This is a genomic window from Mycolicibacterium insubricum (assembly GCF_010731615.1).
Classification (GTDB): Bacteria; Actinomycetota; Actinomycetes; order Mycobacteriales; family Mycobacteriaceae; genus Mycobacterium; species Mycobacterium insubricum.
Map to the genome: position 1 here is coordinate 2,941,183 of NZ_AP022618.1, position 26,027 is coordinate 2,967,209.

22 protein-coding genes are annotated in these 26,027 nt (G+C 69.8%); 11 read left to right on the forward strand and 11 right to left on the reverse strand.

Going from position 1 to position 26,027, the window contains the following annotated elements; translation table 11 throughout:
* Positions 1–44 precede the first annotated feature (44 nt).
* Genes G6N16_RS13975 through secA2 form a run of 3 tightly spaced genes read right to left on the reverse strand, consistent with a single transcriptional unit; the run spans position 45 to position 4,060 of the window.
* On the reverse strand, positions 45–950 hold the full coding sequence (locus G6N16_RS13975; protein WP_083028992.1) for a DUF881 domain-containing protein: 906 nt from the start codon (positions 948–950) through the stop codon (positions 45–47).
* Between the two features lies 1 nt (position 951).
* Positions 952–1,536: a CDP-alcohol phosphatidyltransferase family protein gene (locus G6N16_RS13980; protein WP_234805692.1), complete on the reverse strand. Its 585-nt coding sequence runs from the start codon at positions 1,534–1,536 to the stop codon at positions 952–954.
* 4 nt (positions 1,537–1,540) lie between these two features.
* Entirely contained in the window at positions 1,541–4,060 is a 2,520-nt protein-coding gene (gene secA2 / locus G6N16_RS13985) for an accessory Sec system translocase SecA2 (RefSeq protein ID WP_456152495.1), read from the reverse strand.
* Between the two features lie 157 nt (positions 4,061–4,217).
* Here secA2 and G6N16_RS13990 point away from each other — a divergent pair, with 157 nt between their 5' ends.
* The gene (locus G6N16_RS13990) at positions 4,218–6,143 is read left to right on the forward strand and encodes an ABC transporter ATP-binding protein/permease (RefSeq protein WP_083029077.1); all 1,926 of its coding nucleotides are present in this window, start codon (positions 4,218–4,220) and stop codon (positions 6,141–6,143) included.
* On the opposite strand, the gene G6N16_RS13995 is transcribed toward G6N16_RS13990, so the two are convergent.
* The 6 genes from G6N16_RS13995 to G6N16_RS14025 form a co-directional block, all read right to left on the reverse strand.
* Positions 6,140–7,630: an FAD-binding protein gene (locus G6N16_RS13995; RefSeq protein WP_083028993.1), complete on the reverse strand. Its 1,491-nt coding sequence runs from the start codon at positions 7,628–7,630 to the stop codon at positions 6,140–6,142. The two genes, G6N16_RS13990 and G6N16_RS13995, sit on opposite strands and share 4 nt — an antisense overlap.
* Before the next feature lie 113 nt (positions 7,631–7,743).
* Positions 7,744–8,316 carry a LysM peptidoglycan-binding domain-containing protein gene (locus G6N16_RS14000; RefSeq protein WP_110810688.1) on the reverse strand — a complete coding sequence of 191 codons (573 nt, stop codon included), beginning with the start codon at positions 8,314–8,316 and terminating at the stop codon, positions 7,744–7,746.
* 114 nt (positions 8,317–8,430) lie between these two features.
* Positions 8,431–9,597 carry a cation:proton antiporter gene (locus tag G6N16_RS14005; protein WP_083028994.1) on the reverse strand — a complete coding sequence of 389 codons (1,167 nt, stop codon included), beginning with the start codon at positions 9,595–9,597 and terminating at the stop codon, positions 8,431–8,433.
* Between the two features lie 6 nt (positions 9,598–9,603).
* Positions 9,604–10,086 carry a cation:proton antiporter regulatory subunit gene (locus G6N16_RS14010; protein ID WP_083028995.1) on the reverse strand — a complete coding sequence of 161 codons (483 nt, stop codon included), beginning with the start codon at positions 10,084–10,086 and terminating at the stop codon, positions 9,604–9,606.
* 405 nt (positions 10,087–10,491) lie between these two features.
* A complete protein-coding gene (locus G6N16_RS14015; RefSeq protein WP_235674073.1) occupies positions 10,492–11,607 on the reverse strand; it encodes a sterol desaturase family protein in 1,116 nt (371 codons plus the stop codon).
* A gap of 39 nt (positions 11,608–11,646) precedes the next feature.
* Complete coding sequence (locus tag G6N16_RS14025; protein ID WP_083028996.1) at positions 11,647–12,852, reverse strand: MFS transporter; 1,206 nt, start codon at positions 12,850–12,852, stop codon at positions 11,647–11,649.
* A gap of 77 nt (positions 12,853–12,929) precedes the next feature.
* Between G6N16_RS14025 and malQ the strand changes: the two genes are divergently transcribed.
* The 3 genes from malQ (at position 12,930) to G6N16_RS14040 (ending at position 17,097) form a co-directional block, all read left to right on the forward strand.
* Positions 12,930–15,209 (forward strand): 4-alpha-glucanotransferase, encoded by a 2,280-nt coding sequence (malQ, locus tag G6N16_RS14030; protein WP_083028997.1) that lies wholly within the window; start codon positions 12,930–12,932, stop codon positions 15,207–15,209.
* A 10-nt stretch (positions 15,210–15,219) separates the two neighbouring features.
* Positions 15,220–16,581, forward strand: coding sequence for a serine/threonine-protein kinase (locus G6N16_RS14035; RefSeq protein WP_083028998.1), 1,362 nt, complete (start codon positions 15,220–15,222; stop codon positions 16,579–16,581).
* A gap of 108 nt (positions 16,582–16,689) precedes the next feature.
* Complete coding sequence (locus tag G6N16_RS14040; RefSeq protein ID WP_083028999.1) at positions 16,690–17,097, forward strand: PASTA domain-containing protein; 408 nt, start codon at positions 16,690–16,692, stop codon at positions 17,095–17,097.
* A gap of 45 nt (positions 17,098–17,142) precedes the next feature.
* Here the strand turns inward: G6N16_RS14040 and G6N16_RS14045 are convergent, their stop codons facing one another.
* The gene (locus G6N16_RS14045) at positions 17,143–18,081 is read right to left on the reverse strand and encodes an SDR family NAD(P)-dependent oxidoreductase (RefSeq protein WP_083029000.1); all 939 of its coding nucleotides are present in this window, start codon (positions 18,079–18,081) and stop codon (positions 17,143–17,145) included.
* A 15-nt stretch (positions 18,082–18,096) separates the two neighbouring features.
* On the opposite strand from G6N16_RS14045, the gene G6N16_RS14050 reads away from it, so the two are divergent.
* Together G6N16_RS14050 and G6N16_RS14055 are read left to right on the forward strand one after the other, a co-directional pair.
* On the forward strand, positions 18,097–18,885 hold the full coding sequence (locus tag G6N16_RS14050; protein ID WP_083029001.1) for a hypothetical protein: 789 nt from the start codon (positions 18,097–18,099) through the stop codon (positions 18,883–18,885).
* Positions 18,886–18,974: 89 nt separating this feature from the next.
* Positions 18,975–19,730 carry a hypothetical protein gene (locus G6N16_RS14055; protein WP_133052854.1) on the forward strand — a complete coding sequence of 252 codons (756 nt, stop codon included), beginning with the start codon at positions 18,975–18,977 and terminating at the stop codon, positions 19,728–19,730.
* A 32-nt stretch (positions 19,731–19,762) separates the two neighbouring features.
* On the opposite strand, the gene G6N16_RS14060 is transcribed toward G6N16_RS14055, so the two are convergent.
* Positions 19,763–20,074, reverse strand: a complete 312-nt coding sequence (locus G6N16_RS14060; protein ID WP_083029003.1) for a WhiB family transcriptional regulator — start codon at positions 20,072–20,074, stop codon at positions 19,763–19,765.
* Between the two features lie 317 nt (positions 20,075–20,391).
* On the opposite strand from G6N16_RS14060, the gene G6N16_RS14065 reads away from it, so the two are divergent.
* The 5 genes from G6N16_RS14065 (at position 20,392) to G6N16_RS14085 (ending at position 26,011) form a co-directional block, all read left to right on the forward strand.
* Positions 20,392–21,462 (forward strand): FHA domain-containing protein, encoded by a 1,071-nt coding sequence (locus G6N16_RS14065; protein ID WP_083029004.1) that lies wholly within the window; start codon positions 20,392–20,394, stop codon positions 21,460–21,462.
* A 90-nt stretch (positions 21,463–21,552) separates the two neighbouring features.
* Positions 21,553–22,932, forward strand: coding sequence for an MBL fold metallo-hydrolase (locus G6N16_RS14070; RefSeq protein WP_083029005.1), 1,380 nt, complete (start codon positions 21,553–21,555; stop codon positions 22,930–22,932).
* Positions 22,933–22,958: 26 nt separating this feature from the next.
* Positions 22,959–24,161 carry an NAD(P)/FAD-dependent oxidoreductase gene (locus G6N16_RS14075; protein ID WP_083029006.1) on the forward strand — a complete coding sequence of 401 codons (1,203 nt, stop codon included), beginning with the start codon at positions 22,959–22,961 and terminating at the stop codon, positions 24,159–24,161.
* A 222-nt stretch (positions 24,162–24,383) separates the two neighbouring features.
* The gene (locus G6N16_RS21825; protein WP_407663652.1) at positions 24,384–25,052 is read left to right on the forward strand and encodes a peptidoglycan endopeptidase; all 669 of its coding nucleotides are present in this window, start codon (positions 24,384–24,386) and stop codon (positions 25,050–25,052) included.
* A 98-nt stretch (positions 25,053–25,150) separates the two neighbouring features.
* A complete protein-coding gene (locus G6N16_RS14085) occupies positions 25,151–26,011 on the forward strand; it encodes a glycoside hydrolase family 16 protein (RefSeq protein ID WP_179961205.1) in 861 nt (286 codons plus the stop codon).
* Positions 26,012–26,027: the final 16 nt, after the last annotated feature.

Sequence of the window (26,027 nt, forward strand, 5' to 3'; positions counted from 1 at the left end):
CATGTCAGATCCCACCCGCCGATTCACGACGGGAGCGCCCGGATTCACGACGGGAGAGCCCGGGCGAAGGTCACCTCGCGGCCGGTGCCGGCCGGCAGGGTTAGCCCGTCACCGGTGCTGATGGTCAATCCGGCCTGGTAGGCGCTCTCCAGCTGGCGCAGTCGCAGCATCGCGGGACTGGCCTCGAAGTTGTCCCGCAGGGTGTTCGGCGGACCGATGGCATCGACCCGGTACGGGCTGGACACCGGGTGGTTGTCCACCAGGATCGCGCCGCCGGCCTGGCGCATGGTGGCGTTGGGCCCGATCCGAACCCCGCCGACGGCGATCGCCTCGGCCCCGGCCGACCACAGCGCGTTGACCACCAGCTGCAGGTCTCGGTCCAGGATGACCTGCCGGCTGCCCGGAACCCGCTGCTTGGCGGCGTCGGTGAGATCGCGGCCGACGCCGGGGTCGGTGGCTGTCACCGTCAGTCCGGAGCCGATCACCGGTGTGCTTGCAGCGGCCAGGCCGAGCCGGTCCAGGCCGTCGAGCAAGCCGCGCCCGGTGGCGTCGTCGCGCAGCCGCTGCCGCGACACGCTGTCCACCTCGGCGGCCGCGGCGTCGCGCTGGCGGGTGAGCGCGGCGTTGCCGGCCTCGCGGCTGCGCACGTTGTCGGCCAGCAGGCGCTGGGCCTCGTTCATGCCCGGCTGCATCAGCCGGGTCTGGGCGATGGCGGCGGTGAACACCGCGGCCAGCAGCAGCGCCGCCAGCGCACGCCAGGCCAGGTCGGCGACGCGACCGCGCGGCGCCCCGAACCGCTCCCGTCGTCGGGCCATCGCCGCGTAGCCGGGGTCCAGGTGCTGGGACAGCAGCGACCGCAGCAGTTGGGGCACCGGCAGGCGTTGCGTCCGGGGCGCGCTGCCACCCGCGGCCGCACCGAAGCCGCCGAGGCTCGGGTCGCGAGTGGTCATCTCAGTACACCCGCGGCAGCTGCCGGACGATCTGGACGACGGACACCAGGTACACCGCGAACGACCACAGGTACATCCAGATGCCCCAGATCAGGAAACCCCACCCGATGGCGCCGACGACGTGTCCGGCCACCGTGTCGTAGGCGCCGAGCAGAATCAGCGGGAACGCCGACATCAGCGCGAACGTGGCCGCCTTGCCGAGGTAAATCACCGGCAGGGCCGACACCCCGTGCCGCCGGATCAGCGGCAGCAGCGCGGCCAAAATCAGGTCGCGGCCCATCAGTACCGCGATCACCCACCAGGGCACCAGGTGCGCGACGGCGAACAGCACCGGCACCACGACCATGTAAATCCGGTCGACGGCCGGATCCAGCAGCTCCCCCAGCCGCGAATACTGGTTGAGCAGCCGGGCGACCTTGCCGTCCGCCCAGTCCGAGGCACCGGAGAACATCAGCACCGCCGTTGCCCACCCGTAAGACTGCTCGCCCAGCAGCAGCCACGCGAACAGCGGGATCAGCGCCAGCCGCAGCACGCTGAGCACATTGGGCACCGTCAGGACGCGATCCTGCCGCTGCTGGTCGGACACGGGGCTAACGGAACACGCCGGGCAGGCTCAGCGCCGACAAGGTGTCGTCCTGCAGCGGATTGTCGTGCACCATGTAGGTCCACGTCGAGGTCGGCCGGGCCAGTTTCGACAGGTCCAGGCCCGGGGTCTCCTCGGTGATGTTGGCGGTCTCGAAGGTCTGTTGGGCGGCCTCGATAGCGTCGGCGGTCAGCGAGGTGAACGCGTCGACGGCCAGCCGGTGGAACTCGTCGAGAGGGTTCTGCCGGCCCAGGGCCCGCAGGTGGATGCTCTCCCGGATGTCGGCCAGGTACGCCAGGTGATCGGCCCAGCCGCGGTCCAGGTGGTAGAGCATGATCAGCCGGCAGGTGCGCTCCAGTTCGTCCTCGGACATCAGCCGGCCGCTCTCGTCCTCGGCCTCGGTGGTCTCGGCGTCGGTGTCGAGGTCCTCGTCGAGCTCGTCGTCACCGGGCTCGGCGGTGCCGCGCAGTTCCGCGAACCGTTGCGGCGCCAGCTTCTCCAGCTCGTCGCGCGCCGCGGTGGTGGACAGCAGCGTGTTGCGCCGATCGACGATGATGGCCCGCTGCTGGGCGATCAGCTGGTTGTAGCGCCAGGTGTTGGCGTGCACGTCGAGCAACCGGCCCTCGGCCACCCGCTGGGCGTGGTCGATCAGGCCGCTGGCCTTTGCACTGGTGATCCGGCCGTCCTCGTCGGTGTCCATCGGCAGCTTGGCCCGGTCCAGGTGCGAGGTGACCAGTTCGTCCTCCCAGCTGGAGAAGAACACCGAGGAGCCGGGATCGCCCTGGCGCCCGGCACGCCCGCGCAGCTGGTTGTCCAGCCGCTGGGTGTGGTGGCGGCCGGTGCCGACGACGTGCAGCCCGCCGAGCTCGACGACGGCGGCCTTGCGGTCGTCGTCCTCCCCCGCTTCGGAGCCGCCGAGGCGGATGTCGGTGCCGCGGCCGGCCATCTGGGTGGAGACGGTGACGGCGTTCAGGGCGCCGGCCTCGGCGATCACCGCGGCCTCCTCGGCGTCGTTCTTGGCGTTGAGCACCGTCGCCGGGACGCCGCGGCGGACCAGCTTCTCGAACAGTTCCTCGGATTCCGCGACGTCGCGGGTGCCGACGAGCACCGGGCGACCGGTGGCGTGCACCTCGGCGATGTGCTCCAGGATCGCCTCCATCTTGGCGGCGGCGGTGATGTAGACCCGGTCCGGTTCGTCCTCGCGGATGTTGGGGGTGTTCGGCTCGATCGGCGACACCCCGAGCCGGTAGAACTGGCGCAACTGCTCACCGGCGGCCAGCGCGGTACCGGTCATGCCGCACACCCGCGGGTACCGGTTGATCAGCGCCTGGACGGTGATGGTGTCGAGCACCTCGCCGGTGTCGGTGGTCTCGATCCCCTCCTTGGCCTCGACGGCGGCCTGCAGGCCGTCGGGCCAGCGCTGCAGGGTGGCGATCCGGCCTCGGGAGGCGTTGATCAGCTGCACCTTGCCATCGCGCACGATGTAGTGCACGTCGCGCTGCAACAGCACGTGGGCGTGCAGGGCGACGTTGACCTCCGTGAGGGTGGTCACCACGTGTTCCTCGGAGTACAGGTCGATGCCGCCGAGGGTCTTCTCCACCTTCTGCGCGCCGGTCTCGGTCAGGTGGATGTTGCGCCGGTCGTCGTCGGAGTCGTAGTCCACGCCCGGGGTGAGCGTGCCGACCAACTCGATGATCTCGATGCGGGGCGTCTCCCGGTGCGTGGTGCCGGCCAGCACCAGCGGCACCAGCGCCTCGTCGACCAGCACCGAGTCGGCCTCATCGATCAGCGCGACGTCGGGGTTGGGCGAGACCAGGTCGGCGACGTCGGTGACCAGCTGGTCGCGCAGCATGTCGAAGCCGATCTCGTTGACCGAGCCGTAGGTGACGTCGCACTGGTAGGCCGCGCGGCGCTGTTCGGGGGTGGAGTCCTCCGTGATCCAGCCGACGCTCAGGCCCATCGCCTCCAACAGCGGGCCCATCCATTCGGCGTCGCGCCGGGCCAAGTAGTCGTTGACCGAGATGACGTGCACCTTGCGCCCGGCCAGCGCGTAGCCGGCGGCGGCGATCGCGCCGGACAGCGTCTTGCCCTCACCGGTAGCCATCTCGACGACGTCGCCGGCCAGCATCCGCAGCGCACCCTCGAGCTGGACGTCGAACGGCCGCAGGCCTGTGGCCCGGTCGGCGGCTTCGCGTGCGATGGCCAGGAACTGCGGGATGTCGGCCGATTCGGCCAGACCCTCCAGGTTCAGCAGGCCCGAGGCCTTGCGCAGCTGGTCGTCGTCGAGGCCGGCGGCCTTGCCGTCGAACGCGGAGGACGCCTCGACCTCGCCGCGGGAGCGGGCCACGTTGCGGTCCGCGCTGGCACCCAGCAGTTTCCAGAACCGGCCGCTGACCTTGCCGGACTTGGCCGGGCGGTCCTTCTTGTCGGACTTGGCCGCCGTCGCCGTCTTCGCCTTCTTGTCCGTCTTTTTCGGCTGTTCGGACTTGTCGGACGCCTGCACGGGGGCCTCGGAGCTCTTCACCACAGCACAACCGTACTTGAGGTTGCGCACGGAACGGCCAGCTAGCTGCGGTAGCTTCGCCGCAGAAGATCCGGCCGCCCGCGGCCGCAGCGCAGGGCCCGTCGGGCGCCGATCGGCACCGCGGGGACCGTCAAGGCAGGAGAACACACTGGTGGGTGGCCTGGAGCCGTTCGAGTTCGCCATCGAGTGGGCTCAGGCCCCGTTTGACTCGCTCATCTGGATCGCCGAGGCGTGGGCGATCTCGGCGGTGGTGACCCTCGCGCTGCTGGCACTGATCGGAGTGTTCACCTCCTGGGGCCGGCAGTTCTGGCGGATCACCAGCGGCTACTTCGTCGGGCCGGGCAGCGCCCGGGTGTGGCTGTGGCTGGCCGTCATCCTGCTGATCGTGATGGCCGGGGTGCGTCTGGATGTGCTGTTCAGCTATCAGAGCAACGACATGTACACCTCGGTGCAGACCGCGGTGCAGGGCATCGCCGCCGGCGACGACGTGGTCCGGGACTCGGGTATCCGTGGCTTCTACATGTCGCTCGGGGTGATCTTTTCGCTGCTCGCGACGCTGCACGTGGCGCGCATCATGCTCGATCTGTTCCTGGTGCAGCGGTTCATGCTGGACTGGCGCGCCTGGCTGACCGACAACCTGACCGAAGACTGGCTCGACGGCCGGGCCTACTACCGGTCCCGGTTCATCGACGACACCATCGACAACCCCGATCAGCGAATCCAGTCCGATATCGACGTGTTCACCGCCGGCGTCGGCCCGTTGCCCAACACGCCGAACAAGCTCGCCGAGAATATGCTGCTGTTCGGGGCGATCCAAAATGTCACCAGCGTGATCGCGTTCACCGGCATCCTGTGGCAACTGTCCGGACCTTTGACACTGTTCGGGGTGACGATTCCTCGGGCCATTTTCTGGGCGGCCTTCGCCTATGTGTTGATCGCCTCGGTCGTCTCGTTCTGGATCGGCCGCCCGATCATCCGGCTGTCGTTCAACAACGAGAAGTTCAACGCGGCCTTCCGGTATGCGCTGGTCCGGTTGCGCGACGCCGCCGAATCGGTGGCGTTCTACCGCGGCGAGCGCGCCGAGCACCATCAGCTGCGGATCCGGTTTGCGCCGGTGGTCGCCAACTACAAGCGCTACATCAACCGAATGATGGGCTTTCTGGGCTGGAACCTGTCGATGAGCCAGGCCATCGTGCCGATCCCCTGGCTGATCCAGGCGCCCCGGCTGTTCCGCGGCGAGATCAAGTTCGGTGACGTCACCCAGACCGCCTCGGCGTTTGGCGCCATCAACAACGGCCTGTCGTTCTTCCGCAACGCCTACGACGACTTCGCCGGCTGGCGGGCGGCGGTCATCCGTCTGCACGGCCTGGTGGTGGCCAACGAGCAGAGCCGGGCGCTGCCCTCACTGGACGTCTACGGCAGCGACGACGGCTCGGTGTCGCTGCTGGACGTGACAGTGCGAACCCCGGTCGGCGCCGCGCTGATCTCCGCGCTCAACTTGGCTCTGCGTCCCGGCGACACGATGATCATCACCGGCAAGTCCGGGTCCGGGAAGACAACGTTGCTGCGCAGCCTGGCCCAACTGTGGCCATATGCCACCGGCGCCATGGCCTGCCCCGACCGCGATGACGTGCTGTTCATGTCGCAGCTGCCGTATGTGCCGCTGGGTGATCTGCGCGCCGTGGTGTCCTACCCGCGAGAACCCGGCGCCGTGTCCGACGAGGCGCTGGAGGCTATGCTGCGGCGGGTTGCGTTGCCGCAGTTGGCTTCCCGGCTCGACGAGGCGCACGACTGGGCGAAGGTGCTCTCCCCCGGCGAGCAGCAGCGCATCGCGTTCGCCCGGTTGCTGCTGAGCCGGCCCGCGGTGGTGTTCATGGACGAATCCACCTCCGCACTCGATGAGGGCCTGGAGTACATGCTCTACGACCTGGTCCGCACCGATTTGCCGGACACCATCCTGGTCAGCGTCAGCCACCGCGACACCGTCGAGCAGCATCACCGCCTGGAGCTGAAGATCCTCGGCGACGGGAACTGGCGTCTGGGCGCGGTCGGCGAGTTCGCGCCCGCGGCTGACCCTCGCGGTTAGCCCGCGGCGCGGGCGGCGGCATGGGCCCCGGCCCGGCGGCCGAAGAACGAGCCCTCCCCCAGTTGGGTGCCGCTGGCGTAGCCCTTGCCGTCCTGGGCGATGTTCGACGCGCACGCACCCGCCGCATACAGGCCGGGTACCGGCGAACCGTCGGCGCGCAGCACCTCGCCGTCGACGGACACCTGCAGCCCGCCCATGGTGAACCCGGAGTACATGGCCCGGCCCAGCGACAGATCGAAGGCCGCCCACGGGCCCTTGTCCTGCGCGGCAACGTATTCGGGCTGCTTGTGGAAGTCGGGATCTTCACCGCGGGCGGCGTTGGCGTTGTAGCGGTCCAGGGTGGCGGCCAGGTTCCCGGCGGGAATGCCCAACGCCGTCTCCATCTCGGCGACGGTCTCCCAGCCGTCGATGAACCGGATCAGCGGCATGGCCGGCATCTCGGTATGCGCCTCGTCGACGATCAGGTAAGCGATCTGCTCGGGCTGTTCCAGCACGAATGCCGAGGTGCGGGAGTGGTAGGAGTCCTCGGTGACGAACCGGTCGCCGTTGCGGTTGACGATCACCCCGGTCAGCAGCACCTCCGGCGGGTAGGCAGCCGCGGTGATGAACAGCTGGTCCATGTCCAGCGCCACGCCGCCGACCGACACCCCCATCCGGATGCCCAGGCCGTCGTCGTTCGGGTTGCCCAGGATGTACGGCGCGACCATGCCGTGGTGTTTGGTCTTGCGCTCCTGCCCGAGGGCGGGGGTGTACTCGGCGACCATGTCCGGGTTCATCGCGAAACCGCCGGCCGCGATGATCACCGATGACGCCCGCACCGCGCCGGTCTCGGTGAAATGTTTCCAGGTGGCGCCCGTGATGGCGCCGTCGTCGTCGACCACCAGCGCCGTCGCGCCGGTCTCGTAGCGGAAGGCCACGCCGAGATCGGTGGCCCGCTTGAGCAGCAGTTCAATGACCATGGCGGCGCCGCCGAGTTCGCCCGGCACCGGGACCGAGTGGCCGCGGGGCGCGGGCCTGGCCTGCTCGCAGAACGGCCACACCTTCTCATTGCCGGTGTAGGACAGGCCCTCGGTGCCAGGCGGCACCACGACCTTGCCCGGGTAGAAGCTGCGCTCGAACTCGAAGCCGAGGCCCTCGAGCCAGTTGAAGTGTTCGACGCTGCCCTCGCAGTAGGCGCGGATCTTCTCGTGGTCGGCGTGGCGGGCCTGCGTGACGAGGTATTTGTACATCTCCTCGGCGGTGTCGTCGTGACCGGTGGCCTGCTGCACCGCGGTGCCGCCGCCGAGGTAGAAGTGCCCGCCGGCCATCGAAGTGGTGCCGCCGGCGACGGCGGCCTTCTCCAGCACCAGTACCCGCGCCCCGGCCGCCGCGGCGCTCACCGCAGCCGCTCCGCCGGCGATGCCGAAGCCGATCACCAGCACGTCGACCTCGTCGGACCAGTCGGTGACGTCGGCGGCGTTGACGGTGGACGGAATATCCATGCTCACGAGGTCTCCTGGATTTCTGGACAGTAGTCCAGACAGTAATACCGCCGGCCCCGGAACAAAACAACGGCCCGCCCCGGCGCACTGCCGGGACGGGCCGTTGTTTCAGCCGAAGATCACTCCGGGATGGTCAGCACCTGACCCGGCTGGATGAGATCCGGGTTGGCGACGCCGCTGGCGTCGGCAATCCGCTGGTACTTGGAGCCGTCACCGTAGAACTTCTCGGCGATCGCCCACAGGGTGTCGCCGGAGACGACGGTGTAGGTGCGCGGCTCGGGTGCCGGAGCCGGCTCGGGCTCGGGTGCGGGCTCCTCGGCCGCGGCGAGCTCGACCTCGGGCTCCGCCGGCGGCGGGGCGTCGGTCTCGGTGCCCGAATCCCAGGCCGGGCCGTCGGCGGCGTAGAGCACGACGTTACGGTCGTTCTGTACGACGAGCTTGACGTTCTTCTTGCCCTTGGTGTCGGTGTGCCAGACCGGCTTGTCGGCCGTGTACAGCACGAAATTGCCGTCGGTCTGGACCTCGGCGCGCTCGACGCCCTGCCCGTCGGTGCCGGTGGCCCACACGGCTTCTCCGCGGGCCGCCAAGACCAGGTTGCCGTCGTCCTGCAGCGTCAGGGTGTAGGCGCCGTTGTTGGAGGTCAGCGAATCTCCCTTTTGGAGCTTCTGGCCCTCGGTGAGCGTGTCTCCCACGTCACTCCTCATGTTGATGTGATGACTCAACCACCCACCTCGGGTGGCCATGGCCGAGCATACTCATCGGTAGCCCGGCCACAATGGTTCGCTCACCCGGTGAGGAAAATCGGGCTAAATACCCGGTGAACTGGCCCGGCCCGGCGCCTCCCGGGGCGCACCCAGATAGCGGGTGAGCACCGGTCCGGCGATCGCCAGGATGAACACGTACGGCGTCCCGATATCGGCGACCCGCTCGTAGGCCTCGCCCACCAGCGCGATCACCACCAGGGAGAACTCACCGCGCACCACCAGTACCGATCCGGCGCGCAGCCGACCCTGCCGGCCCACGCCGTCGATGCGTGCCGCGTACGCGCCGCTGAGCATCTTGGTGCCGGCCGTGATCGCCGCCAGCAGCAACGCGGCGGGCAGCATCGGGATCAGGTGCGCGGCGTTGGTGGTCAACCCGATGGCCACGAAGAACACCGCGGTGAACAGGTCGCGCAACGGGCTGAGCACCACGCGGGCGCGCTGCGCGGTCTCGCCGGTCAGGGTCAGGCCGACCAGGAATGCGCCGACGGCCGCCGACGCGTTGATGTACTCGGCCAGCGCCGCGACCACCAGGGTCAGTCCCAGCAGTCGCAGCAGCAGCTGTTCGGCGTCCGGGTGCGACACCAGCCGGCCGATATGCGGTCCCCAGCGGTAGGAGACCGCGAACGCGGCGGTCAGCGCGGTCAGCGCGATCACCATGCCGATCACCGCCTGCATCACCGATCCGCCCGCGGCCAGCACCGACAGCAACGGCAGATAGGCGGCCATCGCGAAGTCCTCCAGGACCAGCACCGAGAGCACCGCCGGGGTCTCGCGGTTGCCGAGCCGGCGCAGGTCGGTGAGCAGTCGCGACGCCACCCCCGAGGAGGACACATAGGTGATGCCGGCCATGGCCAGAATGCCGATGGCGTCCAGGCCGAGCAGCGCGCCGGCGACCGCGCCGGGGGTCATGTTGAGCACCAGGTCCACCCCGGCCGACGGCAGGTGGCGGCGCATGCTCTCGGCGAACTCGCCAACGGAGAACTCCAGGCCCAGGGTGAGCAGCAGCAGCACCACGCCGATCGTCGCACCGGCCTCCAGGAAGCCGGTGAGCTGGGCGTTCGGCGCGATACCGCCGTCGCCCAGGGCCAGCCCGGCCAGCAGGTACAGCGGGATCGGCGACAGGTTGAACCGTCGCGCGGCGGTGCCCAGCAGCGTGAGCACCGTCAATACCAGCCCCAGCTCCAAGAGCAGGGCGGCGGAGGCGTGCACGGGCGACTAGCCGCGGTCGAGGATCTGCTCGACGCGGGTCAGGCCTTCGTCGGTCCCGATCACGACGAGAACGTCCCCCGCTCGCAGCACGTCCGAGGGCCCCGGTGAGGGCAGCACCAGCTCGTCGCGCACGATCGCGACGATCGAGGCTCCGGTGCGGGTGCGGACCTGGGTGTCACCCAGCGGCCGGTCGACGAACGGGGTCCCGGGGCGGACGCGCACCTGGCTGGCGTCGAGTTCCGTCATCCCGCTGGTCAGCGCCGAGAACCGGTCCACGATGCGCGGTGCGCCGAGGATCTGGGCCATCGCCTCGGCCTCCTCCCCCGTCAGCCGCATGATGGGCACCGCCGCGTCGGGGTCGCTGCGCTGGTAGCGGACCACCTCGAAGTCTCCGCTGCGCTTGGCGATCACCCCGATGCGGTCTCGGTCGGCGGTGTTGAACTCGTAGCACAGCCCGATGCCCGGCAACAGGACCTCTCTGACCTCCATACCGACATCCTGGCCCAGTCGAGCCACCGAATGCGCACGTAAGTGGTAAATCAACCTCCCGGTCGGCATTGATTCACCAGTTACGTGCGCGGCTCCTTGCCAGCTGCATGGGTGACCTGGGGTTTTGCTTGCGGTTGACGGTGGTGACCGTTCGTAAGTGGTAAATCAACCTGCTGGCGGACGTCGACATACCACTTACGTGCACATCCCGAACCCGCCGCGGGGAAACCGGGCGGTCCCCGCTTCCCCTCGACTCCGCCGGCGCTCGCTTCGCTCGCACCACCTTCGTCGAGCCTCGCCGAACCGCCCGGTTGAATGCGGGCGGTCCCGGCTTCTCCTCGACTCCGCCGGCGCTCGCTTCGCTCGCACCACCTTCGTCGAGCCTCGCCGAACCGCCCGGTTGGTTCAGTCCTGTGCGGGTGCCCAGCCGGGCGGCCCGACGATGTAGCCGAGCCGGTTGCGCAGCCCGCTGGTCGCCTTCACATCGCGGGCTATCGCCACATATTCGTGGGTCTGCAGTTTCCAGATGTTGTAGGTGCCGACGGGTTTGGTCAGCCCGTAGTGCGGCCGGAACAGCTCGTCCTGGTAGGTGCCGAACATCCGGTCCCAGATGATCAGGATGCCGGCGTAGTTCTTGTCCAGGTATTCGCGGTCCATGCCGTGGTGCACCCGGTGGTGCGACGGGGTGTTGAAGACGAACTCGAACGGCCGCCACATCCGGTCGATCCGCTCGGTGTGCACCCAGAACTGGTAGATCAGGTTGAGCGAGAAGCTGAAGAACACCATCCACGGCGGCACGCCGAGCAGCGGCAGCGGCAGCCACATGAGGATCTCGCCGGAGTTGTTCCACTTCTGCCGCAGCGCGGTGGCGAAGTTGAAGTACTCGCTGGAGTGGTGCGCCTGGTGGGTGGCCCAGACGACGCGGACCCGGTGCGCGATCCGGTGGTACAGGTAGAACAGCAGGTCAACGCCGACGATGGCGATCACCCAGGTGTACCAGGCGGTCGACGGTAGATGCCACGGTGCGACGTAGGCGTAGACGGCCGCGTAGCCCAGCAGGGCCAGGAACTTCCAGGCCGCGGTGGTGGCCACCGACACCAGGCCCATCGACAGGCTGGCCCAGGCGTCCGGCCGGTGATAGGCGCCGGGGGCCGGACGACTCGACGAGGGGCGTTTTTCCCCGAGGAAGAGGTCGTCCGACGACAACTCCGGACGACTCGACGAGGGGCGTTTTTCCCCGAGGAAGAGGTCGTCCGACGACAACTCCGGACGACTCGACGAGGGGCGTTTTTCCCCGAGGAAGAGGTCGTCCGACGGCGACTCGCGGCGGCCGTCCTCGTCGTCCATCGTCTCCCGGATCTCTTCGATCCGGTGCTCGTCGATGCTGTGCAGCTTGCGGGCCGCGCCCCACTCCAGGACCAGCAGCAGGAGGAAGAAGGGCACCGCGAACATCACCGGGTCGCGCATCTGCGGCGGCAGCACCGACAGCGCGTCGGTGATCGGGGTGAGGGCGTCGATCATGCGGGCTGCTTCATCTCGGACTCCATTTCGAGCGCCATGCTACCCCCTGGTACGCCCGGGTACCAAGGCGTTGTACCGGGTCGTGCCCAGCACCGTTGCGCATACCGCGACAACCACTCCCGCTACCGGCACCACCAGCAGCGCGACCCGCAGCCCCGCGGCGTCCGCGATGACGCCGACCAGCGGCGGTGAGCCCAGGAAGCCGATGCGCATCAGCCAGGTGACCACCGTCAACCCCGTCCCGGGCCGCAGGCCGGGCAGGTTGTCGGCCCCGTGGAACGCCGCCGGAGCCACCGTGGCCACCCCGAGACCGGCCATCCCGAAACCAGCGATGGTGCCCACGACGCCGGGAAACGCCAGCGCGGCCCCCATACCCGCGGCCGCCAACAGTCCCCCGGCCCGCACCACGACCGCCTCGCCGAATCGGTCGACCGCCCAGTCACCGGCCGACCGGCCCAGGAACTGGCAGCCGGCCAGGGCGATGTAGCCGAAGGCGGCGAGCTGGACCGGCGCCCCGAGGTCGTCGTTGAGATACACCGCCGCCCAGGAACTTCCGGCGTCCTCGATGACCGCCCCGGCAATCGCCAGTGCGGCCAGCGCCGCCAGCGCCACGACGACCACCCGGCCGGGCCGGACCCCCGCGGCGGCAGCCCCGTCGGCCGGGGAGTCCAGCGACTCGGCGCGCGACAGCAAGAACCGCGACGCCGCCAGCGACAACGCCCCGAACGCCACCGCGGCGATGCACAGTTGCACCGCCCGCGGCATCCCGACAGCCATCGCGCCGGCAGCCAGCAGCCCGCCGAGAACCGCGCCCACCGACCAGGTGGCGTGCAACTGGTTGATGATGGACCGGCCGTAGTGCCGCTGCACGGCCAGACCGTGGGAGTTCTGGGCGACGTCGGTCACCGCGTCGGCCGCCCCGGCAGTGAGCAGTGCGGCGGCCAGCCAGCCCGGCGAGGGTGCCAGCGCCGCGCCCAGCAGCAGCACTGACAGCGCGACGCTGGTGACCACCGCCACCCGCCCCGGCCCGTTCCGCCGGATCAGCGCGGCGGCCGTCGGCCCGGCCAGCAGCGCACCCACCGGGAACGCGGCGACCACCAGCCCCAGCACCGTGTTCGTCATCCCCAGGTCGTCTTTGAGCTCGGGATAGCGGGGCAGCAGCCCGGCGAACAACGCGCCGTTGACGGCGAACAGCACGGCCGTCGCGGCCCGGGCGTGCCGGTACCGGTCGGCGGGTCTGGTCATCCGCCCAGTCTGGCCGGTCCGGCCGGCACCCGCGGACTCGGCTGCGGCACCGGGGCAGGCCGGGCACAATAGCGGCCATGACGCAGCTGGATCCGGTGCTGGCCGAGCTCGCCGGGCGACTGGGAGTGGCCACCGAGTACGACGACTGGGTCGGCACCCGGGTACAGGTGGCCGAATCCACCCTTGTCGCAGTGCTTTCCGCGCTCGGGGTCGATGCGGACACGGTCGAGGCGCGGGTGAACTCGGCGTTCGAACTCGACCGCCGGCACTGGCAGCTTCGCCTCCCGCCGACCACCGTCGCCCAGACCGGCGCGGCCGCGAAGGTATGGGCGCACGTGCCGCACGGATCGCCCGCGCGGGTGTGGGTGCGCTGCGAGGACGGCGCCGAGCGGCGCGACGTACGCCAGCTGGAGAACTACACCCCGCCGTTCGACCTGGACGGAACGCTGATCGGCGAGGCGTCGTTCGCGCTGCCCACCGACCTGCCCCCGGGCTACCACCGGTTGCTGCTGTGCTCGGACGCCGACGGCAATCCCTGGGAGGCCGACGCCGCGCTGATCATCACTCCCGCCTGGCTCGGGCTGCCCGAGCGTCTGGGGGCGCACCGGCTGTGGGGTCTGGCGACCCAGCTCTACAGCGTGCGCTCCAAGGCATCCTGGGGCACCGGTGACCTGACCGACCTGACCGACCTGGCCGTGTGGTCGGCGGCTCGGCACGGCGCCGGGTTCCTGCTGGTCAATCCACTGCACGCCGCCGAGCCGGTGGCGCCCATGGAACCCTCGCCCTATCTGCCGACCTCGCGCACCTTCGCCAACCCGCTGTACCTGCGGGTCGAGGCGATCCCGGAGTACTCCCGGCTGGGCAAGCGCGGGATCGTGCGCCGGTTGCGCGACGACGTGCGCCGTCGCGACCGCAAACGCGGCCTGATCGACCGCGACGCAGCGTGGGCGGCCAAACGCGAGGCGCTCCAGCAGGTGTTCCACATCAAACTGCGCGCCGGGCGCCAGGTGGCGTTCGCCGCCTACCGGGAGCGGATGGGTTCCGCTCTCAACGACTTCGCCGTGTGGTGCGCAATCGCCGAGAAATTCGGCAACGACTGGCGCCGCTGGCCGGCCGGTCTGCGCCACCCCCGCTCGCACAAGGTCGCGAAATTCGCCGACAAGAACAAACGCGCGGTGGCGTTTCACCGGTGGCTGCAGTGGCAACTCGACGAGCAGTTGGCCGGCGTCCAGTCGGCGGCCCGACAGTCGGGGATGGCGCTGGGCCTGATGACCGATCTGGCCGTCGGGGTCCACCCGTTCGGTGCCGACGCCTGGGCGCTGCAGGACGTCTTCGCCTCCGGGGTCAACGTCGGCGCCCCGCCCGACGAGTTCAACCAGCTCGGCCAGGACTGGTCCCAGCCGCCGTGGCGACCCGACCGGCTCGCCGAGCAGGAGTACCGGCCGCTGCGCGCCGTGCTGGCCGCCGCGCTGCGCCATGCCGGCGGCGTCCGGATCGACCACATCATCGGACTGTTCCGGCTGTGGTGGATCCCCACCGGCGCGGAACCGACCGCGGGTACCTACGTGCACTACGACCACGACGCAATGATCGGCATCGCGATGCTGGAGGCCTCCCGCGTCGATGCGGTGATTGTCGGCGAGGACCTCGGGGTGGTGCAGCCCTGGGTGCGCGACTACCTGCGCGCCCGCGGCGTACTGGGCACCTCCATCCTGTGGTTCGAGCACGACCAGTGGCAGGGCGGGGCGCCGCTGCGCGCCGAGTACTGGCGGGAGTACTGCCTGTCGGCGGTCACCACCCACGACCTGCCGCCGACGGCCGGCTACCTGGCCGGTGACCACGTCCGGCTGCGCGAGTCGCTGGGGTTGCTGACCCGGTCGGTCGAGGAGGAACTGGCCGCCGACGAGGCCGACCGCTCCGCCTGGCTGGCCGAGCTGCGCCGCGTCGGGCTGCTGCCCGAGGCACCTGAGCCCGACAGCGAACCCGGCGAGGAGCCCGGCGATGAAGATGTCGCCGGGCCTCGTGCTCGCGGAACTACACCGCTCGCCGAACCCGGCGAAGAAGAGATCATCACCGCGCTGTACCGCTATCTGGCCCGGACCCCGTCGCGCCTGCTGGCGCTGGCGCTGCCCGACGCCGTCGGCGACCGGCGTACCCAGAACCAGCCCGGGACCTGCGACGAGTACCCAAACTGGCGAATGCCGCTGTCCACCCCCGACGGGCGACCGATGCTGCTCGAGGACCTGTTCCGCGATCCGCGCGCCGCCGCACTGTGCGAGGTGCTGGACGCGGCGACCCGCTCGGGCTCCCCGGCGCCGGGCAGTGATCCATCCGGTGGCCCATCCGCCGGGTCGTAGGCTTTGCCCCATGCCGCTGACCGAGGGACAGACTTTCGCCGGGTATACCGTCGTGCGGCTGTTGGGTGCCGGCGGGATGGGCGAGGTCTATCTGGTGCAGCATCCCCGGCTGCCCCGCCAGGACGCGCTGAAGATCCTCGGCGCCGAGGTCACCACCGACGAGGCGTACCGCAAGCGGTTCCTGCTGGAGGCCGAACTCACCGCCGGGCTGTGGCATCCGCACATCGTCGCCGTGCACGACCGCGGGGAGTTCGACGGCCAGCTGTGGATCGCCATGGACTACATCGACGGCGTGCAGGCCGGCGAGCTGCTGGCCGAGTTCCCGCAGGGGCTGCCGCCGGAGCGGGTGCTGCGGATCGTCACCGCCATCGCCGAGGCGCTGGACTACGCCCACGAGCGGCATCTGCTGCACCGCGACGTCAAACCCGCGAACATCCTGATCGCCGATCCGGGCACCCCGAGCGCGCGTCCCGTGCTGGCCGATTTCGGCATCGCCCGCCGCGATGACGCCAACAACGGGCTGACCGGGACGAATATGGCCGTCGGCACCGTCGCCTACGCCGCGCCGGAACAGCTGATGGGCGCCGAGCTCGACGGCCGGGCCGACCAGTACGCGCTGGCGGCGACGGCATACCACCTGCTCACCGGTTCCCCGCCGTTCGAGCACTCCAACCCCGCCGTGGTGATCAGTTCGCACCTGACCTCACCGGTGCCGCGGCTGGCGGTGCACCGGCCCGAGCTGGCCGCCCTGGATCCCGCGCTGCGCAAGGCCATGTCCAAGGCACCCGCCGACCGGTTCGACCGGTGCGTGGACTTCGCCCGGGCACTGGGGCATCACCTGGAATCCGGTTACATCCCGACCGACGACGTGCTGGCCACCGCGGCGGCTCCGGTGCAGAGCCACACCCATACCCACTCGCACCGGGCCGCCGGCCCGTCGTGGCGCCGGCCGCGGGTCCTGGTTCCCGCCGCGTTGATCGCCGTCGCTCTCATCGCGGGGATCTTCGCCGCGGGTGCGCTCACCGGTGACCGGGAGGCCTCCGACGCCGATCCCCCCTCGTCGCATACCGCGGCGCCGGCGGAGACGGTGATCGAACAGGCTCCCGGCGCGGTGGTCGGCGCGGCCTGCAAGGAGGACGGCGCCACCGGCCTGACCTCCGATGGCGCCCTCGTGCACTGCGCGCGCCTGCAGTACACCGACCGTCATCTTTGGTCGCTGACGCCCGGGGAGCTGACGAATCCGGTGCTCACCACCTCCCCCACCGCGGAGCCGGCCGTCGATACCGAGTCCCCGGTCCGCATCTGCATGTCCCAGACCGGACACACCCGAGACCGCTGCACCGACGACATCAACACGGCCAACGGCGGCTGAGCCGGCGAAACGTTTCCGGCGTCCGCGGCAATGTATGAGGTAGCGCGCCCGCGGTGACGCGGCGCAAACTGCACTATCGTCGGTGCGAGAGACAAGGACGGAGGCCGGATGAAGAAGATCGCCCTGATGATCGGCGGCGCAGCCGTCACCGCCGGCGTGGTGATTCTCGCCACCGGTCCGGCGTCGGCCGACGTCCCGGACGTGACCGGGGAAACCTACGGTCAGGCCGTGGCGATCCTGAAGAACCAGGGCTACAAGGCCGTGTTCGCCGGGTCCGTCGGCGACGATCTGCCGCAGTCCCAGTGCATCGTGATCGCCCAGAATTCCTCCGGCCGCAATCAGCGACTGCGGCTGGACTGCAAGCTCGCACCCGGTCAGACCATGCCGGTGGCCCCCAACACCCATCGCCTGGTCCCGCAGGGCGGTTCGATGCCCGGCCTGCCCGACGGCAACGGCAACGGCCGGCCGACCCCGGGTGCCGGCACGGTGGTTGTGCAGCCCGTCCCGGTGGGCTGAGCCGCTCGCCCCGCCTCCGCCGGGTCTCGCCGAACCGCCGGTTTGTTACGGCGGTCCCGGCTTCCCCTCGGCTCCGCCGGCACTCACTCCGCTCGCCCCGCCTCCGCCGAGCCTCGCCGAACCGCCGCTGATCATGGCGTGCAGCTCGTCGAGTGTGTAGGGCGGCGAGTCGTGGTGATCTCGGTAGCCCAGCAGCGACGGGGTGGGCCGGTCGAACCGGCCGACGAAACCACCGGCGGCGATCAGGATCTGTCCGGTGACACCGGCCGCCAGGTCGCTGGCCAGGTACGCGTACGTCGGCGCGACGTACTCCGGCGGAGCGGCGTCCAGCGCGCCGTGCATGCTCATCTCGTCGAGCAGGCCGCGCCGGTTCAGCTCGACGATTTGCGCCTCGTAGTCCGGCCCGGTGGACAGTCGGGTCCGCGCGCCCGGGCACACCACGTTGGCCCGCACCCCGAATTCGCGGAGTTCGGCGGCCACAGCGCTGGTCAGTCCGTTCACCGCGCCCTTACCTGCCGGGTATCCGGTGCCACCGTAGTCGCCGAGGAAGGCGAACGAGCTGGTGTTGACGATCGACCCGGCGCGCCGGGCCACCAGATGCGGTGCGACGGCCCGGCACATGTGGAACACCGTGCCCAGATGCGCGGCGATCAGCTCGTCGAAGTCGGCGGTGCTGATGTTCAGGATCGAGGAGCCGGGCGGCTCGGCGATCCCGGCGCAGTTGATCAGCGCGTCGATGCGTCCCCAGCCATCCAGGCAGGCGGCCGTCAGCGCGGCCGCGGTCGTCTCGTCGGACGGGGACCCAGCGAACCCGATCGTGTTGTCGCCGAGCGTCTCGACGGTGTCGGCGACGGCATCCGGGTCGCGGCCGTTGACCACCACCCGGGCGCCGAGCTCGGCGAGTAGCTGCGCGACGGCCCGACCGACCCCGCGGGTGCCGCCGACGACGATTGCGGCCCGGCCGGCCAGCATCGGTGAAGACATTCTTGGGATACTGCCATGGTGTTCCCCGATCTCGGGCTGCCGTGGCTGCCGCGCCCACCGGCGCCGGCGCGCTGGGCTGCCTCGGCCGGCGCGGCGATGGCCTATCAGGCCCTGCTGTCGACGGTGAGTCTGTTGGCCACCGGCCGGACGATCACCGTGCGGCTGGACACCGGGGATCTGGTGGTGCGGGTGGACCGGTTCGACTCCCCGCTGGCACCGGCGCGGCTGGCCGCCGGACGGCTCGACGACATGCGTCTCGACCTCTCCGAAATCCGTTGGCAGGGGCGAGTATTCGAGCGGGCCGAGGTGGTGCTGCACAAGGTCACCGTCGGCCCCGGGCCGTTGCCGATGCTGATGGCCGGACCCATCGACCTGGCCGTCGAGGTGCACGGCACTCAGGCGTCGGATCTGCTGGCCGCCGTCCAGCCGGGGCTGGGTAGCCGGCTGGGCGACGACGGGAAGGCCCGGCTGTGGCTGGCCCGGCGTCCGTCGCTGGGGTGGATGGAGGTGTCCCCCGAGCTCGACGGTTCCGGGCTGTGGGTCCGCCCGCGGGTCCTGGGCTGGGGCAACCGGCGGCTGCGGCTGCCGCCGTGGACACCCGCGCGCGCGGTCCCGCTGACCGGACTGCCGCAGGGACTCACGGTCAGCGGCATCGAGTTGGGCGCCGACACCCTGGTGATCCGCGGGCGGTTGGCGCAGTGGCGCATCGAGATGCCGCGGGCCCGGCTGGAGAGCATCGTCGCCGCGCTGCGGGTGACCGGACTGCCGCTGCTCAACCTGCGCCGCGCCGCGCCCGACGACTGAGTCGAAATTGCCGTCACCGCTGCCGGCCGGTAGGCAATAGGGTCATACCTGTACACATCACGGCAGTACGACGACGAGGTTGGAGCGAGGTGGGCATGGGCTCGGTGTCGCATCTGCACACCGGAGGCAACCGGACGCTCGGCACCACCACCACCGACATTCGCCAGATGCCCGATTGGCGGAGCTTCGAGGGTGTGCACGCGCGGCTGGTCCCCGCTTCGCGACTGGGTCCGTCGCGCCGGGCCGTCGACTATGCGTGGGAGATCGCACCCGGGGTGTTCGAGGTGCTGTGCGTGCCCGACGGCGGCGGCTTCCGGTATCTGAGCTCCGAGCAGTTGCGCGGACTGGCGCCGGGTCCGCTGGCGGAGTTGCGGGCGGTCGCGCGGCGCAACAGCGCAGCCGTGCCGGTCGACAGCGTGGAACTGCACAACCGCCGCGCCGGCGAATACCAGCAGCTCAGCGGCTCCTCGCCGTTCGTCGCGGCCAAGATCCTGGATCCGGCCGCCGCCGGGCTGCTGCCGGGTGGGTCGGGGGCCGGTCCGGTGCTGGTCGAGCCGGCCGAGCCGGGCGCGGGAGAGGTGGCGTTGCTGGCCGGAATGCCCTCGGCCTACACACTTTTGGTTCACCGGCTGCGGTCATTGCCGGAGTTCGTGTCGGCGGTCGACGCGATGGTGACCGCCTGCCGTCGCAGTCGGGAGGTGCTGCCCGCACCGCTGAGCGCGGATCTGTTCCTGTGGCGCCGCGGTGCGCTGCACCGGATCACCCGGGTCGATGCGGCCAGCGGCGACATCCTGATGGATGAGCCCGCCGAGCTGCAGAATGCCCTGGCGGATCTGGCGCACTGACTCAGCACATTGGCTCGTTGTCGGTCGTCTTGTCAGTCGTCGGCTTCGGTGCGAATGACGCGCCGGCGGGTGCCGGTGCGCGCCGGATAGCCGCCGAATTCGGCGAGGTTGCGCAGCTGCTTGAGCGCGAAGGCGCGGCCGCGGCCGCCCTCGGGGACGACGACGCCCGCCCACAGGCCCTCGGCGCCAGGGGTCTCGACGGCTTCGCGGGCGCACAGCCACCGCTTGGGGCAGGACCGGCAGATGGTCTTGGCCTCGGCGTCGGGGGCGTCGAACCAGCGGTCCGGGTCGGACGTGCAGACGCCGAGGACCAGATCGACGGGGATGGGATGTGCTGCGGTCATCGGACCCTCCGGGAAGTTTCGGTTCGCACCGGCGGTGCGTTGTGCTACGAGATTAACACAAAACCGTAGCACCGCAACATTTCGTGCGAAAAAGTTTCGTTGCATGCGCAAATAGCGTTTCGGCAGCCACGAAAAGCCGATTTACCAGCATGTATATCCGGCATATAGGGTGCCGTACCGCGCCGTGACGCTTCGGATTCATCCGATACCGAAGCAGCACGCCCCCGCCGAGCCGGTGCCCTTTTCCCATAGCGGGCGCTTCTATATGCTTCGGTCAGCACGAAATTTCTGTAGCAACCCGTAGCAGGAGGCTTCCCATGGACCACCACCCGGATGCACCCGGCGGCCCTGAGCGCCTGACCCTGCGCTGCGGACAGCAGATCGCGACGGTCGAACCCGACCGCGGAGAGATCACCCTCGGGCGCGACCCGTCGTCGGTGCTGCGCCTCGACTACTCCTGGCTGTCCCGCGTGCACGTGCGGCTCCGGCCCGAGCGCAACTACTGGCTCGCCGTCGACAACAGCCGCAACGGCATGTTCGTCGATGGGGTTCGCCACGAATCCGTCGTGGTGACCGACGGGATGACCCTGCGCCTCGGCGACGCCGACGGGCTGGCGGTGGACCTCTATCTCGGCGACGTCGACGAGGACGAACTGCTCGCGGATGAGGATCCCGGGTTGACCAGCGAAGAGCCCATCGACCCGGCGCTGGCCCGCGTCGGCGCGGCGGTCGCTGCCCGGCGCCGCGAGCTGGAGCTGACCCAGCGCGGCCTGGCCCGGGACAAGATCATCAACGCCGGCGCCCTGATCGCGTTCGAAAAGGGCCGCAGCTGGCCACACGAAAGCACCAGGGCCCGCCTCGAGCAGGTGCTGCAGTGGCCGGTCGGCTCGATCGCCGAGATCCGCGAGGGCGCGCCTTCCCCCGACGAGGAATCCACCCAGGTCATCTCCACCGCCGTCGCCTCGCCGCTGATCGCCCAGACCATCCAGCTGGCGCTCAAAAGCATCGAGACCGCCATCGCCGCGCTGCCGCCGGTCGACGCCGCCGATTATTCGGAGCGGGCCGGGGCGATCCTGTCGGATCTGCGCAACCTGCAGACCGTCGCCGCCGACGCCGCCCGCAATGCCCCGGGAGCACCGGCGCTGGTGGTGGCGCTCGGCCAGGTGCGCCGCCATCACGACGAGCTGATGACGACCGCCGCGACGGCCGCCGACGCGCCGCTGGGCCGTCGGCTCTACGCCGCGCGGCGACGCTGCGGCCTGACCGCCGAGGACGCGGCGCTGGCCGCGGCGGTTCCGGTCAGCGTGATCAATACCGCCGAGGCCGAGCAGCCGGTACCCGAGCACACCGCAGCCGCACTGGAGTCGCTGATCAGCCAGTTGGGATGATGCCGGATTGACAGAACCGATACCCATAGGGGTATATTTGTCAGCGAACTTTCAATACCCCCGCAGGTATTTATCAGGAGGCCGGAAATCATGAAGTTCATTCAGTACTACCTGGACTGCCTCTCGCACGCGTCCTATCTGATCGGCGACGAGTCGACCGGCCGGGCCGTGGTCATCGACCCGCAGCGCGACATCGCCGAATACCTGGCGGACGCGGAGAAACTCGGCCTGAAAATCGAGCTCGTCATCGAGACCCACTTCCACGCCGACTTCCTGTCCGGGCACTTGGAGCTGGCCAACGCCACCGGTGCGCGGATCGTCTACTCCTCGGTCGCTGCGCCCGAGTTCGACTACCTGCCCGTCGCCGACGGCGAGCGCTACTCGCTGGGCGAGGTGACCCTGGAGTTCCTGCACACCCCGGGCCACACCCCGGAGTCGCTGAGCATCGTGGTCTACGAGCACCCGGGCGACACGGTCCCCTACGGTGTGCTGACCGGCGACACCCTGTTCATCGGCGACGTCGGGCGCCCCGACCTGCTGGCCTCGATCGGCTTCACCCGCGAGGAGCTGGCCGACAAGCTCTACGACTCGCTGCACGACAAGCTGATGCCGCTGCCCGATGCCACCCGCGTCTACCCCGCCCACGGCGCCGGGTCGGCCTGCGGCAAGAACCTGTCGACCGAGCTGTGGTCGACGATCGGCGACCAGAAGCAGGACAACTACGCGCTGCGCGCGCCGGACAAGGCGTCGTTCATGCAGCTGGTCACCGAGGGCCAGCCGCCCGCGCCGGGCTACTTCGTCTACGACGCGATCCTCAACCGCAAGGACCGCGAGCTGCTGGATGAGACCGCTCTGCCGCCGGCCATGGACTACCAGGCGATGCGCGTCGCCGTCGACGCCGGCGCGCTGCTGCTCGACGGCCGCAGCCCCGAGGAGTTCGCCCAGGGGCATCTGCGCGGCGCGGTCAACGTCGCCCTCGACGGCCGGTACGCCGAGTTCGCCGGTTCGGTGATCCCGCCCGACACCGACATCGTCCTGGTGATCGACCACGGTCAGGAGCTGGAGGGCAAGAACCGGCTGGCCCGCATCGGCTTCGACCGGGTGATCGGCTACCTGGAACACCCGAAGACGACCATGGCCGCCCACGCCGACGACGTGCAGCGCGCGTCCCGGCTGACCGCGCAAGCGTTCCAGGAGCGCACCCGCGACGTCGCCGGTCTGCAGATTGTCGATGTCCGCAACCCCGGGGAGACCGAGGACGGCATGGTGCCCGGCGCGGTCAGCATCCCCGTCGGCCAGTTGCCGGCGCGGTCCGGGGAGCTCGATCCGAACCGGCCCACCGTGGTCTACTGCGCTGGAGGGTACCGTTCATCCGTGGCGGCGAGCCTGCTGCGGCAGCGTGGTTTCGCCGACGTCAGTGACATCCTCGGGGGCTACACCGCGTGGGACGAGTCGGTCCAGAACGCCTGAATACGAGCGGGAAGAGATAAGCGAGTATGACGACAACGGCAAAGCACAAGATCCTCATCGTCGGCGGCGGGACCGCGGGGATCACCGTCGCGGCCCGGCTGCTGCGCAAGGGTGAGACCGACGTCGCCGTCGTCGAGCCCGCCGACCAGCACTACTACCAGGCGATGTGGACGCTGGTCGGCGGCGGCCGGGCCGATGTCAACAGCACCGAGCGGTCCGAGGCGTCCGTCATGCCGAAGAAGGCGACCTGGATCCGCAACTCCGCGGTCGCCTTCGACCCGGACAACAACGTCGTCGAATGCGCCGACGGCGCCCGCTACGCCTACGACGCACTGATCGTCTGCCCGGGCATCCAGCTGGACTGGGCAGCCACCGAGGGCCTGCCCGACGCCATGACCAAGCAGGGGGTGGCGTCCAACTACGGGTTCGACCTGGCGCCCAAGACCTGGGAGCTGATCCGCAATACCCGCTCGGGCACCGCGGTGTTCATGATGCCGTCGGGCCCGATCAAGTGCGCCGGAGCGCCGCAGAAGATCGCGTACCTGGCCGCCGACCACTGGCGCAAGGCCGGCGTGCTGAACAACATCGACATCCACCTGGTGCTGCCGACCCCGCGGACGTTCGGCATCCCGGCGATCGCCGACAGCCTGGACAAGGTGGCGGCGGCCTACGGCATCAACGTGCACACCGAGTCCGAGATCACCGGCATCGACGCCGACTCCCGCAAGGTGACCATCAGCACCCTGGGCCCGTCGGGTACCCCGGGCACACTGGATTTCGACATGCTGCATGCGGTGCCGCGCCAGTCCGCCCCGGACTGGATCAAGACCAGCCCGCTGGCCACCGGTGAGACCACCGGCTACGTCGAGGTGGACAAGCACACCCACCAGCACGTTCGCTACCCGAACGTGTTCGCCCTGGGCGACGCCGGGTCGACGCCGAACTCAAAGACCGGTGCGGCCATCCGCAAGCAGGCGCCCGTCGTCGTGGAGAACGTGCTGGCGCAGCTGGCCGGCCGCCCGCTGACCGGCAGCTACAACGGGTACGCGTCCTGCCCGATCGTCACCTCCGGCCACGACATGCTGCTGGCGGAGTTCGACTACGACTTCAACGTCACCCCGACGTTCCCGGGCCTGAACCCGGTCACCCCGCACCGGGCCTACTGGTACCTCAAGCGCTACGGGCTGCCGTTCATGTACTGGAACCTGATGCTCAAGGGCCTCGCCTGACGGGCGGTTCGGCAAGCGTGGGCGGAGTTGGCGCGAGCGCAGCGAGTGCCGGCGGAGCCGGAGTGCAGCCGGCACCGCCCGCGACTAAACCGGGCCGAGCGGCCCCGGTGACCCCCGCGATGCGCGCCTGAGACCTCCCCTGGCTCCAGCGGTCGCAACCACGACCTACTGACCAGCGGATACGCCGCGAAATGTGGCCTGGCTCAACTTGATGACTGCGCGGTGAGCGCTGACACAAATTTTGACTGGGTCAAAAAAACCCGCCTAGCGTCGATCGGCATGTATGTCCTTGCCTCACTTCTGACCTTGGTTAATCAGGTGTCCGGCACTCCGTACATCTCCGGCGGCGACACCCCGCGCGGTACGGACTGCTCGGGCCTCGCGTCCTGGGTGGCGAACGCCGCATCCGGGCGCCCCGTCTTCGGCAACCGGTTCAACACCGGCAACCAGGAAGCGGCACTGCTGGCTCGCGGCTTCAAGTACGGCACCGCGCCCAATGCGCTGGTGATCGGCTGGAACAGCGGCCACACCGCCGTCACCCTGCCCGACGGCACCCCGGTGTCCAGCGGCGAGGGCGGTGGCGTGAAGGTCGGTGGCGCCGGTGCCTACCAGCGCGGCTTCAACCACCACATGTACCTACCGATGTCCGAGCTGCCCGAGGGTGCGCTCGACGGTGTTCCGGCTGACGCTCCGGCCGAGGCGCCCGCCCCGGCGCCGATGTTCGTGACGGTGTCCAACAACGAGCCCGCCCCCGAACCCGTCGTCGAGCCCGCTCCGGAGCCGTTCGTGGCGCCCGCCCCCGAACCGGTCGTCGAACCGGCTGCCGAGCAGTTCCCGGCACCGGAGGCCCCGGGCGCTCCCGTGGCCCCCGAGGCCGGTCCGATCGTCTGACGCGCCGGAGGCATTTGAGCGGGCTGGGTCACAGTTGAAACCGCCCGACCTGCTCAAATGCCCCGGATCAGACATCAGACGCGGTTCGCGGTTGCAAAATGGGACGTCGTACCGTTTATGGTTTAGCGGTGTCTGAGGTAGATCGTCGAAGCATGATGTTGATGTCCGGGTTCGGCATCCTGGCGGCCGCAGTGGCGTCCCCCAAGGCTTTCGCCAGCCCGAACGCCCCGCTGCCGGCCGAGCCGCCGCGTGGCAACACCGGGGGATTCCTGTGGTCCGACGAGTTCGACGGCCCGGCCGGTTCGGCCCCCGATCCGTCCAAGTGGATGATCTCCAACGCCCGCGAGACCATCAAGAACCCGGTGTTCTGGGACCGCCCGGAGAACATGGGCCAGTACCGCAACTCGCGGGACTACGTGTTCCTCGATGGCAACTCCAACCTGGTGATCCGGGCGATCCGCAACGGCAACAAGTACACCAGCGGCAAGGTCACCGGCCTGTGGCAGGGCGGGATCGGCACCACCTGGGAAGCCCGGATCAAGTTCGACTGCCTGACCGACGGCGCCTGGCCGGCCTGGTGGCTGCACAACGAGGTTCCCGGCGGCGAAGTCGACCTGATCGAGTGGTACGGCAACCGCGACTGGCCCTCGGGCACCACCGTGCACGGCAACCTCTACGGCGATGCCTTTGAAACCCAGCCGTACCCGGTCGACAGCGCCTGGCACACCTGGCGCTGCACCTGGGACCAGAACGGCATGTACTTCTGGCAGGACTACGCCACCGGCAAGGAGCCCTACTTCACCGTCCCGGCCTTCTCACTGGACCCGTGGCCGTTCAACCTGCCCGACTTCACCATGGCCCCCGTGCTGAACCTGGCCGTGGCCGGCAGCGGCGGCGGCGACCCCGCCGGCGGCAGCTACCCCGCCCAGATGCTCGTCGACTGGGTCCGCGTCTTCTAGGACCCGCTCTGCTTCG

Excerpts from the sequence above, each read along its gene's own strand:
- malQ (WP_083028997.1), top strand. The coding sequence starts at position 12,930 with ATGACGCAGCTGGATCCGGTGCTGGCCGAGCTCGCCGGGCGACTGGGA.
- G6N16_RS14040 (WP_083028999.1), top strand. The coding sequence starts at position 16,690 with ATGAAGAAGATCGCCCTGATGATCGGCGGCGCAGCCGTCACCGCCGGC.
- G6N16_RS14070 (WP_083029005.1), top strand. The coding sequence starts at position 21,553 with ATGAAGTTCATTCAGTACTACCTGGACTGCCTCTCGCACGCGTCCTAT.
- G6N16_RS14075 (WP_083029006.1), top strand. The coding sequence starts at position 22,959 with ATGACGACAACGGCAAAGCACAAGATCCTCATCGTCGGCGGCGGGACC.
- G6N16_RS14050 (WP_083029001.1), top strand. The coding sequence starts at position 18,097 with ATGGTGTTCCCCGATCTCGGGCTGCCGTGGCTGCCGCGCCCACCGGCG.
- G6N16_RS14045 (WP_083029000.1), bottom strand. The coding sequence starts at position 18,081 with ATGTCTTCACCGATGCTGGCCGGCCGGGCCGCAATCGTCGTCGGCGGC.
- G6N16_RS13975 (WP_083028992.1), bottom strand. The coding sequence starts at position 950 with ATGACCACTCGCGACCCGAGCCTCGGCGGCTTCGGTGCGGCCGCGGGT.
- G6N16_RS14035 (WP_083028998.1), top strand. The coding sequence starts at position 15,220 with ATGCCGCTGACCGAGGGACAGACTTTCGCCGGGTATACCGTCGTGCGG.
- G6N16_RS14085 (WP_179961205.1), top strand. The coding sequence starts at position 25,151 with ATGGGACGTCGTACCGTTTATGGTTTAGCGGTGTCTGAGGTAGATCGT.
- G6N16_RS14060 (WP_083029003.1), bottom strand. The coding sequence starts at position 20,074 with ATGACCGCAGCACATCCCATCCCCGTCGATCTGGTCCTCGGCGTCTGC.
- G6N16_RS14025 (WP_083028996.1), bottom strand. The coding sequence starts at position 12,852 with ATGACCAGACCCGCCGACCGGTACCGGCACGCCCGGGCCGCGACGGCC.
- G6N16_RS14010 (WP_083028995.1), bottom strand. The coding sequence starts at position 10,086 with ATGGAGGTCAGAGAGGTCCTGTTGCCGGGCATCGGGCTGTGCTACGAG.
- G6N16_RS14065 (WP_083029004.1), top strand. The coding sequence starts at position 20,392 with ATGGACCACCACCCGGATGCACCCGGCGGCCCTGAGCGCCTGACCCTG.
- G6N16_RS14015 (WP_235674073.1), bottom strand. The coding sequence starts at position 11,607 with ATGATCGACGCCCTCACCCCGATCACCGACGCGCTGTCGGTGCTGCCG.